We start from the raw sequence: 18,065 nt of genomic DNA, 5'->3' as shown, positions 1-18,065 counted from the left end.
GAAACTAGTACCTATAATATTACTTATATTTTCCATAAGTTCAACATAATCTTTTGCTTTTTTCCTAAAATGATTGCTCGTTCAATTAACATTGATAAACCAATACTTACAGAAATCTTATTTGCATCCTCGCTATTTGGTTTTCCCTGGTCTGCTCCAAAATAGCTGCCTGAAATATTTCATCTTGACTCACATTTTCTTTTTAAGCTATGCATGTAGCATAACTTACTGCTGTTGCTACAGAAATCGCATTGCTGTTAAAATGAGCAGGTCTACATAAATCAAATGTATAATCTACACATTTCTCTAAGTCATCTTCAGCAAGTACTGCTACAGATACAAACTTCATTGTCCCTCAATTTGTAGAATTGTACCTGAAATTGAATTTATTACAATCACTCCACTAATAATAAATAGAACAGCACAAGGTAGAGTAACACCTGTTGTAAAAGCTACAAGTCCAACAGAAAACGCTAGATAGGAAATTACAGATATTATTACTGGCGTCAAAATTAATGGTTCATAAACTCTAAATAATCCTGATGCCAAAGCTATCGTTCCTAATTCCTGCCATTCTCTTCCTTTTTAAAAAAGAAGGACCAGTATCAGTAGCTGAAGAAATTGTTTTTACCGATACTGGTATTCCATTTGAATATACAGTCGTAAGAAATCATTATAAGAAGTTCTCTTATAATACTACTTCATCATCAATTAATAGATAAGCAAAAGAACTCATGGAGTTATAATCATTCCACGAGTTCTTTTACTTTTACATTCACCTCAAAACCTATATACAGTTTTTATAAACATCAATAAATTCTTCTGCTACTATTTTAAACCCTTCTGCACTCATCAGTTGATCCTCTGCATGAATCAAAAGTAAAGAGAGCGTAGTTACTTCTCCGGCTGCCTCTTTTTGAACCAATCCTGCATGTGCATGATGACCATCTACAAATATGGTTTCACCTTCTTTTATTAATTCTTCTGCTTTCTTAAAATCTTTGTCTTTAGCCGCTTGAATTGCTTCAATATACAAACTCCTCGCTGTACCTACAGCAGAAATAATTTGAAATGCTACTAATTCGATACCATCCATATTATTCTCCCATTAATTTCTGTACTTGGGCAATTACTTTATCACCATCCATCGTTCCATATGCAGCCATATCAATAGCATCTACTGGAATATCTGGTAACAATGCTTTTACTTTATTCAACTGAAAACGAACTTGTGGACCCAAAAGAATTACATCTGCATCCTTTGCTTTTGTACTTACTTCAGCTACTGGATGTGCACTTACATCGTAATCAAGTCCTTTTACTTCTGCAGCTTTTTTAATTTTTTCAACTAATAAGCTTGTTGACATACCCGCTGCACATACTAATACTATTTTTGTCATGTTTTTCTCCTCTGTTCTAAAGCAATAACTGAATCATTAGTGGAATAGTTACAATTGAAAACAGTATTGATATCAAAACCGTTTTCGCTGCAAATAATTCATCTGCATTGTGTTGGTTCGCAAACAAAACCACTGCGTTCGCTACTGGTAACGCTAGAATAATTATTGTTATTTGTTTCATCATTTGATCCTGAATCAGTATGGATATCAGAGGATAAAATAGTATCGGAATAAACATATCAATTACGATTGCTATCACATACGCCTGATATCCATAAAATATTTTCTTTAAGTCATATTTCGATAAGGTAAATCCAATTGTAATCATCGCTAGTGGTGTTGTCATATTTCCAATGTTTGATGCAACATCATAAGCAAGTGAAGGGACTTGGATATGAAAGATGGCTATAATAATTGCCAATACAGATGCAAGCACACCTGGTGATAACAGTTGTTTTAAACTTAATTGAATCTTTTCTTTGTATCCATATTTAATAACACATTGTCCAATTGTGAATAAAGATAGATTAAATGCCATATTAATAATTGCTACATTCAGTAGTGCTTCTTTTCCCAGAATAGATTGAATAACTGGAAATCCCATAAATCCAACATTTGGATACATCAGCATAAACATAATCAATCCTTTTTCTTTCACCTTAGGTAGTATGTTTACAAATATTAAAGATACCACTGGAAGCAATACAACCAATATCAATATCGAATAGATAATATCTATCCATTCAATATTGATTACATTACTTATTGATAAAACTGAACTAATAATCATAAGTGGCATTGTAAGATTCAATACAAACTTTGTAAGATCTCTATCAAAATGAACGCTAAATAGATTACTCTTTCCAATAATAAAGCCTACAATAATAACAACAAACAACTGTATCATCTGATTTATTACTATCATTACATCCATACAATACTTCTACCTATGATTGTGTTTCTAGTTCTAAATCTTTTTTACTCTCAAGTTCTTTTTCTTTCTTATTTTCTAATTCTCTTTGATATACCTGTCTGTCCTGTACTGTAAAGAATGGAAAATAGATAGCAGTCGTCATTGCTAACAATACTACCTGAAGAATTGCTCCCTGGACCCCACATAACATAAATCCAGATATAATTACTGGCAATGTATATGGCAAGTTTACTCCATTAATCATTGGTACTAGTCCACTAGAAATTGCCAGATAAGTTACTACTCCTACAAGAATATTAGACAAAACAAATGGAATCATCATCATTGGATTCAAAATAATTGGAAAACCAAAAATAACAGGTTCGTTAATATTAAAGATCGATGCACCTATTGATAGTTTCCCAAGAGCTTTATACTGTTCTGACTTGGCTCTAAACAAACATAAAATCGATAATCCTAAGGTTGCTCCTACCCCTCCAATTTTTACAAAGTGAGCAATAAACTGATAATTCACAATGTTCGGTAATGCAAGCCCGGCTTCTGTTGCTGCTAAGTTTTCAGCTGATTGAGCATACCAAATTGGATTCATAACTGAAGATACAATACTAGAACCATGAAGTCCAAAACACCAGATTACACTTTCCAATAATAATACTAAAACAGTTGCTGGAAGTGTACCACCTAACGATTGTAGTGGCTGTTGAAGAATATCAAATATAAATGCCTGCGCTGATGCATAATCCGTTAAACTAAATACTAAACGAATTACATTAAACAGCATAATAATTATGAATGCTGGAATAACAGCCGCAAATGCTGTTGATACATTTTGTGGTACTGACTCTGGCATTTTAATTGTAAATCCACGATGTACACAATAACGATAAATTTCTACTGATATAAATGTAACAATCAGACAAACAAATAATCCTGCTGCACTTAAGTTATCAATTGGTAAACCTTTCACACCTGCTTCAGTAACAATAATTGGTGTTAAAATAAAAATCCCAACCAGTGTTAGAGCAGCTGCTAATTTCACATCTACTTCATAATATTCAGCCAATGACTTTGCTGCTCCAATTACAACAAATACTGCCATCAACTTAAAACTTGCTTGGTATGGTACATAGAAGAAATCCATCCAATTCGATGAAAATGTCTTCTCCATAAATTCTGCATATCCATCAATTGGAATACTTGTAAACAATAGAAAGATTGAACCAGCAATCAGTATTGGTGTTGCTCCAAAGAATCCTTCTTTAATCGCACTAAGATATCTATTCCCTGTAATTTTCTCTGCAATCGGCATTAGAAAACTTTCAAACTTATTCATTAAATTATCCATAACTTTTCTCCTTGAATTTTTCAATTTTTTTAGTTTCTTCATGACATACAGCGATTACATCTGTATTCCCTAAATAGTCATGAATCATAAGATGCTTTCTACCACATAGTAGTAGTCCTATAGAAGCTAACGCAATATAGTTTCCTATATCTGTACCAATCGAAACAATATTATATCCACTAATCAAACTAAACAGTTGAAATAATAGTTTTCCTATTGGTGAAAAAGAACCTTCTAGTAACATATACCCTAGAACTTGTCTTTTAAATAAAGAGGTTTTAAAATTCTTTCCATGTATGTTAATTTTTAACCCTACAATTTTCTTCCCTATTGTCTGTCCCTTAAATACTTTATAAGGAATCACAAAATAGTAAATTAATAACACTATCATACTTATGAGTACTGCAATAATTGCAATATTCTTTTCTAATAAAAATACATTTTGTGTCATCTTATTGATTGTGATTGTTGAAATAATCGAAATAGGCATTGTACTAAATAGTGCGCCTACATAGAAATCAATAATAAATGCTAATACCCTTTTCAGTAACAATTCCTTTTTCATATTATCTTTACTCCTTATTACTTGTATCTGCTCCGTTTGTCTTAATTACTTTTTTATACCAGTCGAACGACTTTTTCTTTTTACGCTGTAAAGTTCCATTTCCATCATCATCTTTATCAACGTAAATAAAACCATAACGTTTTCTCATTTCACCTGTACCTACTGAAATAATATCAATCGGTCCCCAACATGCATATCCCATAACATCAACATCATCAATCATTATGGCATCTTTCATTGCTTCAATATGACTGGCAAGATAATCAATTCGATAGTCATCTTGAATACTTCCATCCATTTCGACTTTATCGATTGCACCCAGACCATTCTCAACAATAAACAAAGGTAACTGATAACGGTCATATAACTCATTTAGTCCTATTCTAAGTCCTAATGGATCAATTGGCCAATCCCAATCAGTACGTTTCAGATAAGGATTATCATTCTTGACAACAAGGTTACCCTCCTCATTGATATGTGCAGTTGATGAGAAATAATAACTGAATGAAATAAAATCTACTTTTCCTTTTAATAGAATTTCTGCATCTTTATCACTTACTTCAACATGTCCTCCCCAACGTTTCTGCAATGCTGTACAAGTATTTGAATAATACCCATAGCACATAACATCACTACAATAATAGTCAGGCAGTAAATGTAACCTAGCTGCAAATACATCTTCAGGTTCACAGGTTGCTGGATAGGTTGTTGGATACTGAAGCATACATCCAATTTTAAAATCAGGATTTATTTCATGTCCTATTATAACTGCTTTTGCACTTGCAACAAACATATTATGGCAAGCAATGAATTTCGTCTGAATCCTATTTTCCTGTTCATCCTTAAACACAATACCTGCTTGATGATATGGTTGTTTTTGATTTAATGTTTCATTAATTTCATTGAATGTAAGCCAATACTTAACTTTATTTTTATACCTTTTAAATACTACTTCACAAAACTTTTTAAAGAATGGAATCAACTCTCTGCTTCGCCAAGAGCCATACTTATGTACCAAATATAATGGTGTCTCATAATGTGATAATGTAACAACTGGTTCAATTCCATACTTCAGTAATTCATCAAATACCTTATCATAGAATGCTAACCCTGCTTCATTTGGTGTCTCTTCATCTCCATTAGGAAATATTCTAGGCCAGTTGATTGATAGTCTAAAACATGTGAATCCCATCTCAGCAAATAAAGCTATATCTTCTTTATAGCGATGATAGAAATCAACTCCTTCATGACTTGGATAATACTTCCCCTCTTTTACTTCATCATGAATCTCTCGAGGAACCCCATGTTCTGAACCCATCTCAACATCGGCAATACTCAAACCCTTACCATCCGCAAGATAAGCACCCTCATATTGATTTGCAGCAGTGGAACCTCCCCATAAAAATCCTTTTTTTATTTCCATTAAAAAACCTCCTTGTACCCATATAATACATACTTGGAGGTTTCATTTATATATTTCACAGTGATGTTGGCACACTGTTTTATTTATTAATCTTTATTTTAATATAGAAACTGAAACAGTGTTTCAGTCTTCTTCTTCATTCATAATAATTGGATTAGAAGATTTTCTTAAATTCTCTAAAATCTTTGCTGTATTTAATTTTAATTCATAATTATCATCATAGTCCAACAAGAAATAGGAAGAATATAGAACATCTAAAATCAAATTCACTGATAAGTGAATACTAAAATCACCAATGTTTTTAAACAAACTTTCTTTTGTGGAAATAATCAGTTTACAAAACGCTAACTGTGATAATGTATTTTCACCAAATGATGTAATAGCAATAATTGGAATTCCCCTACTTTTACAGGATTGAGCAATTCTCACCACATTCTTAGTTTCTCCTGAATAAGATATGATAATAGCAATATCTCCTTGTTGAATACAATTGGCTTCATACAATTGGTAATTTAGATTATTAGATATAATTACCTGTTTACCAATCTTCAGCATTTTTTCTTTGAAACATTCTGCTTGATTCAACGTTGTTCCTGAAGAAAAGATATGAATTGCTTTTGAGTGTTTCATAAGATTAGAAGCATTCTTTAATACCTCATGTTTCATCAGTGATAAGGTATCACGAATTGTTTCATCATATAAATCTACCATTTTATTAGCCATCTTCATGATTGAATCATTCTTAGAGAACGGAAAGTTTACATCAACACTTCCATACTGCTGATCTAGATAATCAATTTCCTTTAAATACTGAGATTTAAAGTCATCAAATCCTTTAAATCCAATTTTCTTGCAAAGACGAACTACCGTTGCTGGAGAAGTATATGTTACTTCTGCAATATTTCTTGTTGAGTATTTCTCTACATCTTTACCTAAAGACATCAAAAAATCTGCAACAGTTTCTTCACCTACAGACATCTTTTCTTTTAATTTTAATTTCTCCACTATTAACATATCATCACCTAGTGCTATTATATCACAAGATTATTATTGAACTAGTTTTCTTTCGATTCACTCGTATTACTCCTAATTTCTTTTGCTTTCTTTCTTGTTATAAATACAATTACTATTAATGAAAATGAAAGAATATATGGAAAAAAGAAGGTCATTATTACTAAGTATCCAATTACAAACATAAAAAAAGATGCTTCATATAAACCCAAGTCCATTTCACCTGGTAAAAAGTCAATCAAAGGTACAAACATATAATTAGAAATCAATCCTCCTAGTGGTTTCCAAAATAATAAAAAATAGAGAAAAGCACCTAAAAGAAATAGACCAATTCCTGCAATAATTCTTAATTTCTTTTCCCTATTCTCCATAAATTTTCTCCATCTAGTTTCTTTGATTATAGTATATTTCTACTTTCATCACAAATCATTATTCTATTTTATATCAAAAAGAAAAAGATACAGCTTCAGCCATATCTTCATTTCATTATTTAGCTTTTTCAGTTACTGTAACTTCTGTTCCATCATCTGAATAATTTACATCCATATCATAATCATCATTTCCATGCTTAATTACAATATTAAATTGTCCATCAGCTGTTTCTCTGACATCTACTCTTGCACCGTTTTTGATTTCTTCAAGCACATCAGCATAGTCTTGTTTTTCTAAGTTATAAGTTTCCTGTGAAATTTCTCCACCATCAACTAATTTCTGACTTTCTTCTAATTTCTTATTTGACCATTCTTCAAATTCTTCATAGGTCATGTTTTCCTTTTTGAAAACCTCTTCAGTAGATTTTTGTTCTTCCTTTTCTTCCTGTTTTGGTGCTACATTTGCAGACACCTTTGATGCCATTGGTGATGATACATAAACCAATGCACCAAATAATATGATTGTTGCAAATGCTGCAACGAAAATTGAATTTTTCTTTGCTTTCATAATCAAGGTTATCCTTTCTTCAATTGAGTTTCGACTAAACGAAGAGTAGAATAGCGTTTTTAAACTGCGTTCTTCTTCAATATCCAACAAGGTTGTTGCATATTCTGATTTTTTACTTTTTCCATATGTAAAGATAACTTGTTCATCACATGCAAGTTCAATGTCTCTATTTGCTAATATATATAAAATCCAAACAAATGGATTGAACCAGTGTAGAGCGAGAGTGATTAGCAATATACCTTTCCTGAGTACATCTAAACTTTTAATATGATTAAACTCGTGTTCAAATACATAGTCTACTTGATCGATATTATCCCAGTTAAAATCTTTCGGTAATAAAATAACGGGATGTACAATACCATACGTAAGTGGTGATGAAATCCACTCTGATGTTCTTACATCAATATTACGTCTTAACTTGTGCATATCCTTCCATTCAGAAACATAGTCATTGTGTACTGGTAGTGATTTTGCAAACATTCGATAACTTCGATAATACATAATTAGATAATATATACTAATCAAAGCTACTCCAATAAAATAGGCTGTCATGATGGTTTGCATCGATAAACTTGTTTTATCGATTACTTCCTGTCCTCCATCACGAATAATGTTTACAACATGTGGTATTGCTTTTGTATTCATTGTTTCCTTTGCGCCCTGAAGTAGATTCCAATCCTCAGGTACTACAAACGGAGTAAGTAAACGTAATAGAATCAAAGACCATAGAAATACGAATACCTTCTTTGATATTCGATATATTGCTAATGATCGTATTACGATAACAATGATTATTAATAAAATCGAACTTAGACTAATTTCTAATAAGTTCATAAATAACTCCTTTATTCGTTTTCTTCAATCATTTCACGTAATTTTTTAATCTGATTCTTATCTAGTTTCTTTCTTCCTAACAATGTAGCAAATAACTTTTGCTCAGATCCATCAAACATTCGATCTAGTAACTCTTTAGTTTCATGTTCCTGTACTTGTTCTTTACTAATTAGGGCATGACAAATAAAATTTGGTTCTAGTCGTTGTATTGCTTCCTTTTTAATACATTTTTTTATAACTGTATACGTGGTATTCATATTCCAATCGATTTCTTCATTTAAAATATTCGAAATTTCTTTAGCAGTTAGATCACCATGTTTCCATAAAACATCCATAACTCTTAATTCTGAATCAAATAACTTTATTGACATGATTTTCCTCCTTTAAACTATTGCAATAGTTTTGTCGACACACTCATACTATCACAGTAGTTTATCATTGTCAAACTATTACGGTAGTTTGTTAAACAAAAGAAAAAGTTTGCCAACTAAACTGTTTGACAAACTTGTTTGTTTCTAAGAAAATTTCATTTTTACGATTCTTTTAATTTTTGAATAATATGACTGATATGCTTCGCTAACTGCACAGTATTTATCAACACAAGAAACAAGCATTGATTCACGATGTACTGGTGGTTTCGCTGACAAAGGCCACATATGTTTCACAATAATATCCGCTTCCAGATCACTTATCAAGAAGTGGTGACTTGCATTTCTTAATGCCACCTTTGGATGTGCAAACGCATGTAATCCTTTTTCTTCTCTTTGTTCTTTTGCGTCATGCCAATCATAGCGAAAAAAATCATGAAGTAATCCACCACGAGCAGATGCCATATAATTTAGTCCTAAAAACTTACTCATTCTATAACTTGTATAAGATACATGAAGACTATGATGATATAGTGTTATATCTGCATGATGTGAATATTCATTCATTTTTTGTACTTCTTCATGATTAATAATCTCTTCTACTAGCTCATTGTATATTTGATCGTTCGATACTTTATTTATTAATTTAGATATTTTCAATTGCCTAACCGTCCTGTTATATACCCATATCCTATCTATGATGGAATTATACCACAGAAAGTTTAAAGTGCTACTAAAATGATATAAAGTTGATAAATATCAGCACAAAAGAAAAAGTAGTGTCTCAATTGCAACACTACTTATTCACTTGTCATTAGAAATGCTAATTATTTACTCATTCTATTAATAGTAAATATAATCATAAGGTTCATTGCAAAAAAGGAAATGCACTCCTCCATTATTCTTATATTTTCTTATACACATCAATAAACTCACCTGCAATGATACGAAAGGCTTCTGCACTCATTAACTGATCCTCTGCATGAATCAATAACAGATTAATTCCTTCTGACTTACCAGATGCTTCTTCTTGAATCAGTTTCGCGTGTGCATGATGCCCTTGTTTAAACAATTCATCACCTTCACTCAGCAACTCTTCAGCCTTATCATAGTCATTTACCTTTGCCATCTGAATCGCTTCAATAAAACAACTTCTGGCACCACCTACAGCTGAGATAATCTGAAAAGCAATTAGTTCTAAACCATCCATATTAATCGTTCAGTACCTTTCTAACATGATTGATAATACTTTCGCCATCAATCATTCCATATGCAGTCATATCAATTGCTTCAACTGGGCAACTTGCCATTTCTTTTATTTTCGCTAATTGAAAACGAATTTGTGGACCTAGTAATACAATGTCTGCATGTTTAGTAACTTCATTTGCTTCAGCTACTGCATAAGCTGCTATATCCGCTTCATATCCTTGTTTCTCTGCAGCTACTTTCATCTTTTCTACTAATAGACTTGTAGACATTCCAGCAGCACAAATTAATACTATTTTTCTCATACATAACCTCTCTATTCTACTCCATTTGGCAATAGTGTAAATGCTTGCCCATACCTTATATATGGTAAGTGAGGCAAAGATGATTGCCCTACTTTACCGATTACATTTACACGATGGTCTTGTGGTAAATTAACCCTAGTAATTTCTACTTCTCCACAATAGCGACTATACTCCTGATTACTGATACAGATACTTCCTGCTTCTCTATCTATACAGTTATCCATTGTAATATCTTTTTGCTTGTATGGTTCTCTTCTTGATTCTACTACACGAATCAGATATGGAGAGCTATCTCTACGATCATGAAAACGTTTTTCATAATAGTTTTTATATATTGGTTTTAAATCACATCTGATTGGTATGATTCCTTCATGGAAATAATTAAATTCTTTCCAGTGTTCACCATTAATATCAACATCCCCAATCATTACAATATCGGAGTTCAAATCATAACGGCATTCTAAAACACTAGTCAGAAAATCTGTGTTTCGATGATCTTCTATGGTAGGTAATCCTTCAAATAACGGTGCTCGTTTTTCATCACCACACACAAACATCATGGTTTTGATATTCCATTTCTTATAACGCTGATTTATCTCTTTCACAAATACAGCGTCAAGTCCAGTATATGGTTTTGGATAATAATTATGACAAGCAATGATTTTATCAAAATCTACATTTAGTTTGTTTAACTCATCATAATCTCTTTGTGTAAAAGTAGATGCATTAATAATAAGATGCATCATCTCTGACAACTTTTTCATCTCTTCATAATCAAAGCCATCATCCAAACGAATTGCTTTTATTCCAAGTTCTGATAACTCCTGATAAGAAGCTACATCAATGTTATTAAGGGCCTGTGGTCCTACATCAGCAAATAATAAAATATTGTGTTGATTACATAAGTTTACTAATTCTAATACCTCAGCTTTCACATCGACTTCTGATTTTTCAGGAATATTCAGAGAAGTGAATACATAGCTAATATTGCTTTTGATTCCCTTCTCTAATATTTCTTTGTTTTTTTGTGATCCACTTTGAAGGTAAAGAGAAATTCCAATACTATTCTTCATAGATCAATCCCGCATGCATATATGCTTTTGCGAAACCATGCGTACCTGCTTCAATTGCACGAATAATACCAATTGAATTATAGTAATCAATATAAGGAACATCATTTACTTTTCCATTAAAGATTTCATATTGAGAAAGTCCTTTAAACCAGATATCTTTTTCCTCATCACTCATCATGATATATTTCGTAGGAATAAATCCGACTAGGTCTTCACAGTTTTCACCATATAGAAGATCGATATTACTACCATTTAAACGCATTTTCTTTACAGCCTCTGTTACTGTTTCATAACTATAATAATGTCTAGGATGTAAGGTTCCTCGACAATGAGTAATAACTAGGTCTACGCCTTCTTTTGTGAAGTAATCGACAAGAATATCAATAAACTGAGCCGTTGTTGGCATCTCACTAGAAATGTAATTCATTGGATAACTATCACAACCCATTTCCTTTGCAGCATTTTCTATCTCGTCTTGAATCTGTTTACTGTATGCCTGCTTTTCTTCCTCAGTAGCATTTGGGTCTTCCAAACGTCCTGTTGTAAGATGCACCATGGTACACTTAGCACCATGTTTCTGATGACGAATCATTATTGGTCCACCAATCAACTCTGCATCCAAAGGATGTGCTCCCACACTCACAACTCTTTTGTATTTACTCATCTTTTGCCTTCTTTCTATATAATTCATAAGAACGATAAATCTTCATTCCATGTCGTTCATAAAAGCGAATTGCATCACCATGAGTCCATAAGAAATATGCATAATTCGTCCCATGTTTTTTCATTTCCAACATCATTCGATCAAACAATACTCCACCCAAGCCTTTGGAACGAAGAGACTCTTTTACACCAATTGGACCAAAGCGAGCATCATTCCCGTCAATCTTACGCATACAATATCCAATGACATCATCATTCTGATCAATACATAAGATAATCGTATTCTCTGCTTCTTCTTTTTGTAATGCCAGTAATACATTACGTTTCCAACCTGCATCAAACTCTTCTTCCAGAAAGGTAAATAACTTACTTAAGTATTGCTTGTTGTAGTTAATAATTCGAATTCCTTCTTCTGCTAATGACGCTGTCTTCTTTATTGAGTATTCAGGCATAACGAAATCCCATAAATCTCTTTGCATACTGACAGCATCACCACCCATTTCATACTGATTCTTTCTAAAGAAGTTAATTCCTTGTGGGTAGCGTACATCAATTCCTGGAGTGAAGTAATTAGGACTATATGCACAAAGTGTTATTTCCTTTACTCCTCTTTCTATTAATCTTCCTTCCACAAGATGATATAACTCTTGTCCTATTCCTTTTCTTTGATAGTCTGGATGAACTCCCATAATGCTAATCCATCCTCGCTCTGGTTCTAACCCTTTTGTAAGATAAGAAACTTTTCGTTTTACTCCAAGAATAAAACCAACCACCTTATCCTCTTCAACTGCCAGAACTAACAATTCTTCATCAAAGTTTTCATCATACAATACAATCTGCTCAAATCGGTCCACACTGATTAGATCATAGGCAAGTGCTTTATTCCAACAGTCAACAACTGATTCTAAATACGACTGATTATAATTTATATACGCTATATGACACATGCATTATCCACCACTTTCATTCAATTCTAAATCACTGTTTTCAATAGCCTTTTCATTTTCTTCTTCTATTTTTAATTCCTGACGCTCCATAACTCTAAAGAATGGCAGGAAGATAAAGTATACTAATACAAAATTCATTAAACTTATAATTAATGCGACTGGGTTAAACCCTGAACCAATCAATGCAGCAATTGGTGCAGGCATTGTCCATACAACCATTGCGACAATTGGAGGCGTAAGACCTAACACTCCTAAAACTGCATTAAAGATAAACAATACACTAAATCCTAATACCCAAGGAACAAACATAAGTGGATTTAATACGATTGGTAAACCGTACATAATTGGTTCTGCAATATTAAATACGGTTCCTGGTAATGATAATTTACCTAATACTTTGAATCGCTTTACTCTACTTCGCCAACATAAAATAGCAATTGGCAATACAGATACTCTTACATAGAAGTTGATCCATTGTTCAGTAAACATAAATGGAATATCCATTCCTGATGCAAATGCATTAATGTTGTCAGTAATCATTGTAGTCCAGATTGGTTGCATTACGGAAGATACAATGCTTGATCCATGTAATCCAACAAACCATAAAATTCGATCTAAGAAGAATCCAATGAATTGTGGAACTGGCCCACTACCACCAATTACTAGGTATGAAAATCCTTCATTTAGTAAATCTAAGAACTTAAATCCAGCAATCCCTTGTCCTAAAATACTAAATAGAATCACAATTGCACATACTGGAATCATACTTGTAAATGCTGCCGTAATCATTGGTGGAACACCTTCTGGCATTTTAATTGTTAAGTTTTTCTTAATTAGGAAACGATAGATTTCAACGGCACATATACTAATTACAATTCCTCCAAATAAACTTGGTGAACCCATAATATATGATGGCCAGTCAAAGTTTTCACTTAACGCTGCAAAATCAATAAAACATAAGAATGCAATCATTGCCACAACTGCTGCAACAACTGGACTTACTCGTTTGTCTTTATCTTCATAATAACGACCAAGATAGTAACCATTTAAAATTGTTGTCAGTAAGGCTATTAGATTAATCGTAACGAATACAATTTGTAGTAACCAAGGTCTGCAAGGTTCAATAATACTGTTAATTGTATTCGCAACATCTGGCATATTTAATCCAGATCCTTCGGCAAACAATCCACCAAAGTTTAATACCAAGGTTGCAGTTGCTCCCAAAATCAAATATGGCATTAATGTTATAAACGTTTGTTGAAGTGTACTTAAATAACGCATTTGTGATAATTTCATCAATGGAGGCGCAACTTTCGTCTCAATGATTGATGTTAGTCGATCAAGAAATGTTCCCCTATCCTTTTTCGTTTCTGATTTCATTTTTCTACTCCTTTATATTTTTATCTTTTCTGTAAGCACTTTACAATCATATTATAATCAAACAGTTTCAAGATTACAATACTTTTTCCCATTTATTTTGGGAAAAAGTATCAAAATGTATTTTCAACGTTTGATAATCGTGTGTTTTATGCTATTATTAAATAGAAGAAATGAGGTATTTATGAACCCTGTAGAGCTAATTCAATTACATAAAGATACTTTTACAAAATCTGAAATCAAAATTATGGACTATATGATTGACCATTTAGATCAGATCGCATCTTACCCACTAGTCGATTTCGCTAAGATGGCTAATGTATCAAAATCCGCATTATTACGTTTCTGTCAGAAACTGGGTTATAATGGATATTCTGAATTCAAATATGAAATATCTCGTTATGTAGCTTCAGGGATTCAGGAATCAACTACTGATGAAAACATTACTAGTATTACTTCTATTTATGCAGCAAGTATATCCTCAATGGATTCATTTATCAACGAAAATGAAATTGCAAATTTATGTAATTTAATCTATAACGCAAATAAAATAAAAATCTTTGGTATCGCAGAAACTGGATTCTCAGCAGAATATTTTGAATCTCGTTTAGCTTCTCTAGGAGTTGATGCAGAAGTCATTACTTATGTAAATAGATATCAAGAGAAAATAGCATTCACTAAGACAGGAGATTTGAATATCTTCTTATCTCTTTCCTCTAATACTGAAGGAGTAAATGATACAATCCAAAGTTCCTTAGAAAATAAAGCATCAACTGCTTTAATAACCCAAAATCAAAAAGCTCTACTTCGTAATAAAGTAGATTCATTTATTGTATTGCCAACATTAAACATAGAGAAGAATAAATTCTTCTTGGATTCACAGGCAATCGTATTAGTATTTGTGGCTATGGTAATTAATCAGTTAGCCAGAAAATTGAACGAGAACACGTAAAAGAACTATTCGAAATTTTTAAATCGAATAGTTCTTTTTTTATTGCTAAAAGCATACAAAAATTCTGATTATTTCCCGAAATAATGTATCTATCTTCTTTCACAAAGGTTTAACAAAGCCGTTTACTACTAATTTACTACTAACGAATGGTCCTTGATGCGTTGATAAGTCCTATAAATACAAGATACAGTTTAAATGCATCAATATTATATCAAACAATAAGCTCATAAATCACAAAAAATTTTCTTTGTTTTTTGCACTTTCATTTGCTACCCATGTATATTATGATATCTATATGATATTTTAAATAGGAGGATATGATTATGAAAATATATCGTTTATTAGAAATTATTATATACTTATTAAATCATACTTCTGCAACAGCTAGAGAGTTAGCTGATCGATTTGAAGTATCTGCTCGCACAATTCAAAGAGATATGGACAGTTTATTGATTGCAGGAATTCCTGTAATTTCCAGTGTTGGAATATATGGTGGATATTCTATAGATCCTTCGTATAAATTAGAAAATCAATTTATTAAAAAAGAAGATTTTTCATTGATTATCATGGCTTTAAAAAGTCTTAGCACTAGTTATGATGATGACAAAATAGAACAAGTTTTATATAAATACACGTCACTTGCAAAAAAAACAGAACTTAAAAAAGTATATTTAGATTATGGTGTCACAAAAGAAAATCCAAATGTATTGCAAAATAACAAAATTATAGAAGATGCATTACAATCAAGTAAACATATATCCTTTTCTTATCAGAATATGAATCATTATACTTCTTTAAAAGAGGTCATTCCCTTAGCTTTACGGTTTAAATGGTATGCTTGGTATTTATTTGCTATTGATATAGAGAAGGACAGTTATCGCACATACAAAATATCTCGTATGAGCGATGTACAAATAACTACAACCTCTTTTATTCCATATGATGATAAAACAATAGAAGGATTGTTAATCACAAACGATGCTACATATTTACAAACTTGTGAAACTATCGAACTATGGTGCTATTATTCTAACATTAACACAATGTTAGAATATTTTCCTGATGCGCTTGTGAACAAACAAAATGATGGTGATTATCAAGTATTTATTCATGTTCCCTTACATGAAAAACTATGGCAAGCACTCCTTCTAGGTATGGGAAATCAAGTTAAAATTATATCTCCGATAAAGTATCGTGAAAAATTAATTACTATTGCAAATAATTTTTTATCAAACTACGACAGCTAGATGTCATAATTACTATGCTAGAATATTTGCATAGGAGGAATATAAAATGAATGAATTTGAAAAAGCTTTAGTAAGCGATACTTATTGTAAAGATACAATACCTAAGGAACGAAACTGGTTTGAACCTTTGATTGGGTCATGGGACTTTACATGGATTGATAATAATGCTAAAAAACATCGTGAAGTGCAAGGTGAATGGATATTCAGTTGGATTTTAGAAGGAATAGGTATACAAGATATGTTTATTTGTCCATCTAGAAAAGCAAGAATTACACATCCACAACCAGATGAGGAATATGGTACAACGCTTCGTATCTATAATCCCAAAACATTAAACTGGGATATTAGTTATTGTTGTTTAGGAAGAGTGCTAACCTTAGAAGCAAAAAAAGAAGATGATAGCATTGTATTAACTAATACACTTGATAATACTCGTAAATGGGTATTTGTAAGTATTGAACAAAATTCTTTTCACTGGCAAAATGTAAGTGTAAAAGAAGATGGTAGTTGGCATATTAATTCTGATATTCATGCAACAAGAGTTATTAATCAGTCTTAATATAACTTTATTCAAACTGTCTATTTTTACTATCAAAAAATGTTTATTCCCTAAATTACTATATCTATCTATATGTTTAAGAACTAAGAAAAAATCATTTTGCTACTAACGGAATAGCCTTAATATGTTGATAATTCTTAGAAACACAAAGATATGGTATAAACACATCAGTATTGTATTAAATAAGAACTAAACATTTCATAGATTGCGGAACAAAAAAAGTATTCCTTTTCTATTTGTAGACGTTCATAATTGAACGTCTTTTTTCATACCAATATTAATATGAAAGGAAATATTGTGAACCAAGAAAATGATTTCTAGGAAATCATATTAAATACAAAGATTTAATACCAGGTACCTTTCTTGAAGCCCTGTAAGATATATCCTCTCTTTATCCTTCCTCATACTTCGAGGTGGTGCGATGAAGAAATAGATATATCTTTTTTGTATACAGTTTGATGAAATTCCATCTATAATACCGACCAATCATCTTCCACTAGTGATTGCATTAATATTATAGTTCCATCTATTGCTTAGTTAATTACTATTCTAATCTGTGAAACTCATTCCTCTTCTCGCAATAACGTAACTTGCTGCTAGATGAGTACTGAGTCCTTTTGATTGCTGATACTTCTCTTTACCTATCTTGCTTGTATAAGCTGGATTTACTCTTTCTACTGCGACTGCTTCTTTGTATGCTCTTGATTCAATTACCTCTACTATTTTCGTATAAGCGAAGTTACTCAATACTTCATTTACTCGTTTTTTATTGTATTTCATTTGTTGCTTTTTATAAGTGAAGTTTAAGTTCTCAATAATTAATGTCTTTTGATGTTGTTTGCAAATATTAATCACTTCTTTACTCACTTCTCTTAGTATCCATAATCTTTGATTACTTGTTTTTCGTTTTAATTTGT

23 protein-coding genes are annotated in these 18,065 nt (G+C 31.8%); 3 read left to right on the top strand and 20 right to left on the bottom strand.

Features of this window, described 5'->3' with window-relative positions; translation table 11 throughout:
• Positions 1–202 precede the first annotated feature (202 nt).
• The 19 genes from J2S15_RS20035 to J2S15_RS19945 all read right to left on the bottom strand — a co-directional run bounded on the left by J2S15_RS20035 (position 203) and on the right by J2S15_RS19945 (position 14,393).
• Positions 203–349, bottom strand: coding sequence for a hypothetical protein (locus J2S15_RS20035; RefSeq protein ID WP_307412182.1), 147 nt, complete (start codon positions 347–349; stop codon positions 203–205).
• Complete coding sequence (locus J2S15_RS20030; RefSeq protein WP_307412179.1) at positions 346–549, bottom strand: hypothetical protein; 204 nt, start codon at positions 547–549, stop codon at positions 346–348. Before J2S15_RS20030 ends, J2S15_RS20035 begins: the two co-directional genes overlap by 4 nt.
• Positions 550–787: 238 nt before the next feature.
• On the bottom strand, positions 788–1,096 hold the full coding sequence (locus J2S15_RS20025) for a PTS sugar transporter subunit IIA (RefSeq protein WP_307412177.1): 309 nt from the start codon (positions 1,094–1,096) through the stop codon (positions 788–790).
• Between the two features lies 1 nt (position 1,097).
• Complete coding sequence (locus J2S15_RS20020) at positions 1,098–1,400, bottom strand: PTS sugar transporter subunit IIB (protein WP_307412175.1); 303 nt, start codon at positions 1,398–1,400, stop codon at positions 1,098–1,100.
• A 16-nt stretch (positions 1,401–1,416) separates the two neighbouring features.
• Positions 1,417–2,334 (bottom strand): AEC family transporter, encoded by a 918-nt coding sequence (locus J2S15_RS20015; protein ID WP_307412172.1) that lies wholly within the window; start codon positions 2,332–2,334, stop codon positions 1,417–1,419.
• 13 nt (positions 2,335–2,347) lie between these two features.
• A complete protein-coding gene (locus J2S15_RS20010) occupies positions 2,348–3,679 on the bottom strand; it encodes a PTS sugar transporter subunit IIC (protein WP_307412170.1) in 1,332 nt (443 codons plus the stop codon).
• Entirely contained in the window at positions 3,672–4,244 is a 573-nt protein-coding gene (locus J2S15_RS20005) for an RDD family protein (RefSeq protein ID WP_307412166.1), read from the bottom strand. The genes J2S15_RS20010 and J2S15_RS20005 overlap by 8 nt, the downstream gene beginning before the upstream one ends.
• Before the next feature lie 7 nt (positions 4,245–4,251).
• Positions 4,252–5,667, bottom strand: coding sequence for a 6-phospho-beta-glucosidase (locus tag J2S15_RS20000; RefSeq protein WP_307412163.1), 1,416 nt, complete (start codon positions 5,665–5,667; stop codon positions 4,252–4,254).
• Positions 5,668–5,790: 123 nt separating this feature from the next.
• Positions 5,791–6,681, bottom strand: coding sequence for a MurR/RpiR family transcriptional regulator (locus J2S15_RS19995; protein ID WP_307412160.1), 891 nt, complete (start codon positions 6,679–6,681; stop codon positions 5,791–5,793).
• Positions 6,682–6,722: 41 nt separating this feature from the next.
• Positions 6,723–7,049, bottom strand: coding sequence for a hypothetical protein (locus J2S15_RS19990; RefSeq protein ID WP_307412156.1), 327 nt, complete (start codon positions 7,047–7,049; stop codon positions 6,723–6,725).
• Between the two features lie 115 nt (positions 7,050–7,164).
• Positions 7,165–8,451, bottom strand: a complete 1,287-nt coding sequence (locus J2S15_RS19985; RefSeq protein ID WP_307412153.1) for a M56 family metallopeptidase — start codon at positions 8,449–8,451, stop codon at positions 7,165–7,167.
• A gap of 11 nt (positions 8,452–8,462) precedes the next feature.
• On the bottom strand, positions 8,463–8,822 hold the full coding sequence (locus tag J2S15_RS19980; RefSeq protein ID WP_307412150.1) for a BlaI/MecI/CopY family transcriptional regulator: 360 nt from the start codon (positions 8,820–8,822) through the stop codon (positions 8,463–8,465).
• Positions 8,823–8,966: 144 nt separating this feature from the next.
• Positions 8,967–9,479, bottom strand: coding sequence for an HD domain-containing protein (locus tag J2S15_RS19975; RefSeq protein WP_307412148.1), 513 nt, complete (start codon positions 9,477–9,479; stop codon positions 8,967–8,969).
• Between the two features lie 244 nt (positions 9,480–9,723).
• The gene (locus J2S15_RS19970) at positions 9,724–10,029 is read right to left on the bottom strand and encodes a PTS sugar transporter subunit IIA (RefSeq protein ID WP_307412146.1); all 306 of its coding nucleotides are present in this window, start codon (positions 10,027–10,029) and stop codon (positions 9,724–9,726) included.
• Position 10,030: 1 nt separating this feature from the next.
• The gene (locus J2S15_RS19965) at positions 10,031–10,330 is read right to left on the bottom strand and encodes a PTS sugar transporter subunit IIB (protein WP_307412143.1); all 300 of its coding nucleotides are present in this window, start codon (positions 10,328–10,330) and stop codon (positions 10,031–10,033) included.
• A gap of 11 nt (positions 10,331–10,341) precedes the next feature.
• Positions 10,342–11,403 carry a MupG family TIM beta-alpha barrel fold protein gene (locus J2S15_RS19960; protein ID WP_307412139.1) on the bottom strand — a complete coding sequence of 354 codons (1,062 nt, stop codon included), beginning with the start codon at positions 11,401–11,403 and terminating at the stop codon, positions 10,342–10,344.
• Positions 11,393–12,067 carry a PIG-L deacetylase family protein gene (locus J2S15_RS19955; protein ID WP_307412134.1) on the bottom strand — a complete coding sequence of 225 codons (675 nt, stop codon included), beginning with the start codon at positions 12,065–12,067 and terminating at the stop codon, positions 11,393–11,395. The genes J2S15_RS19960 and J2S15_RS19955 overlap by 11 nt, the downstream gene beginning before the upstream one ends.
• On the bottom strand, positions 12,060–13,013 hold the full coding sequence (locus tag J2S15_RS19950; protein ID WP_307412131.1) for a GNAT family N-acetyltransferase: 954 nt from the start codon (positions 13,011–13,013) through the stop codon (positions 12,060–12,062). The genes J2S15_RS19955 and J2S15_RS19950 overlap by 8 nt, the downstream gene beginning before the upstream one ends.
• Positions 13,014–13,016: 3 nt before the next feature.
• Positions 13,017–14,393 (bottom strand): PTS sugar transporter subunit IIC, encoded by a 1,377-nt coding sequence (locus J2S15_RS19945; protein ID WP_307412128.1) that lies wholly within the window; start codon positions 14,391–14,393, stop codon positions 13,017–13,019.
• Positions 14,394–14,574: 181 nt separating this feature from the next.
• Here J2S15_RS19945 and J2S15_RS19940 point away from each other — a divergent pair, with 181 nt between their 5' ends.
• From J2S15_RS19940 to J2S15_RS19930, 3 genes are all read left to right on the top strand, one after another.
• Positions 14,575–15,342 (top strand): MurR/RpiR family transcriptional regulator, encoded by a 768-nt coding sequence (locus J2S15_RS19940; RefSeq protein WP_307412126.1) that lies wholly within the window; start codon positions 14,575–14,577, stop codon positions 15,340–15,342.
• A gap of 323 nt (positions 15,343–15,665) precedes the next feature.
• Positions 15,666–16,589, top strand: coding sequence for a helix-turn-helix transcriptional regulator (locus J2S15_RS19935; RefSeq protein WP_307412123.1), 924 nt, complete (start codon positions 15,666–15,668; stop codon positions 16,587–16,589).
• A gap of 46 nt (positions 16,590–16,635) precedes the next feature.
• Positions 16,636–17,148, top strand: coding sequence for a hypothetical protein (locus J2S15_RS19930; RefSeq protein WP_307412120.1), 513 nt, complete (start codon positions 16,636–16,638; stop codon positions 17,146–17,148).
• A gap of 549 nt (positions 17,149–17,697) precedes the next feature.
• Here the strand turns inward: J2S15_RS19930 and J2S15_RS19925 are convergent.
• On the bottom strand, positions 17,698–18,065 hold a 368-nt coding region (locus J2S15_RS19925), incomplete at its 5' end, for an IS200/IS605 family accessory protein TnpB-related protein (protein ID WP_307412118.1).

It is taken from the genome of Breznakia pachnodae (assembly GCF_030814225.1).
Lineage (GTDB): Bacteria > Bacillota_I > Bacilli_A > Erysipelotrichales > Erysipelotrichaceae > Breznakia > Breznakia pachnodae.
The sequence above is the reverse complement of the archived record's forward strand: the minus strand, read 5'-3'. Positions and strand labels throughout refer to the sequence as shown.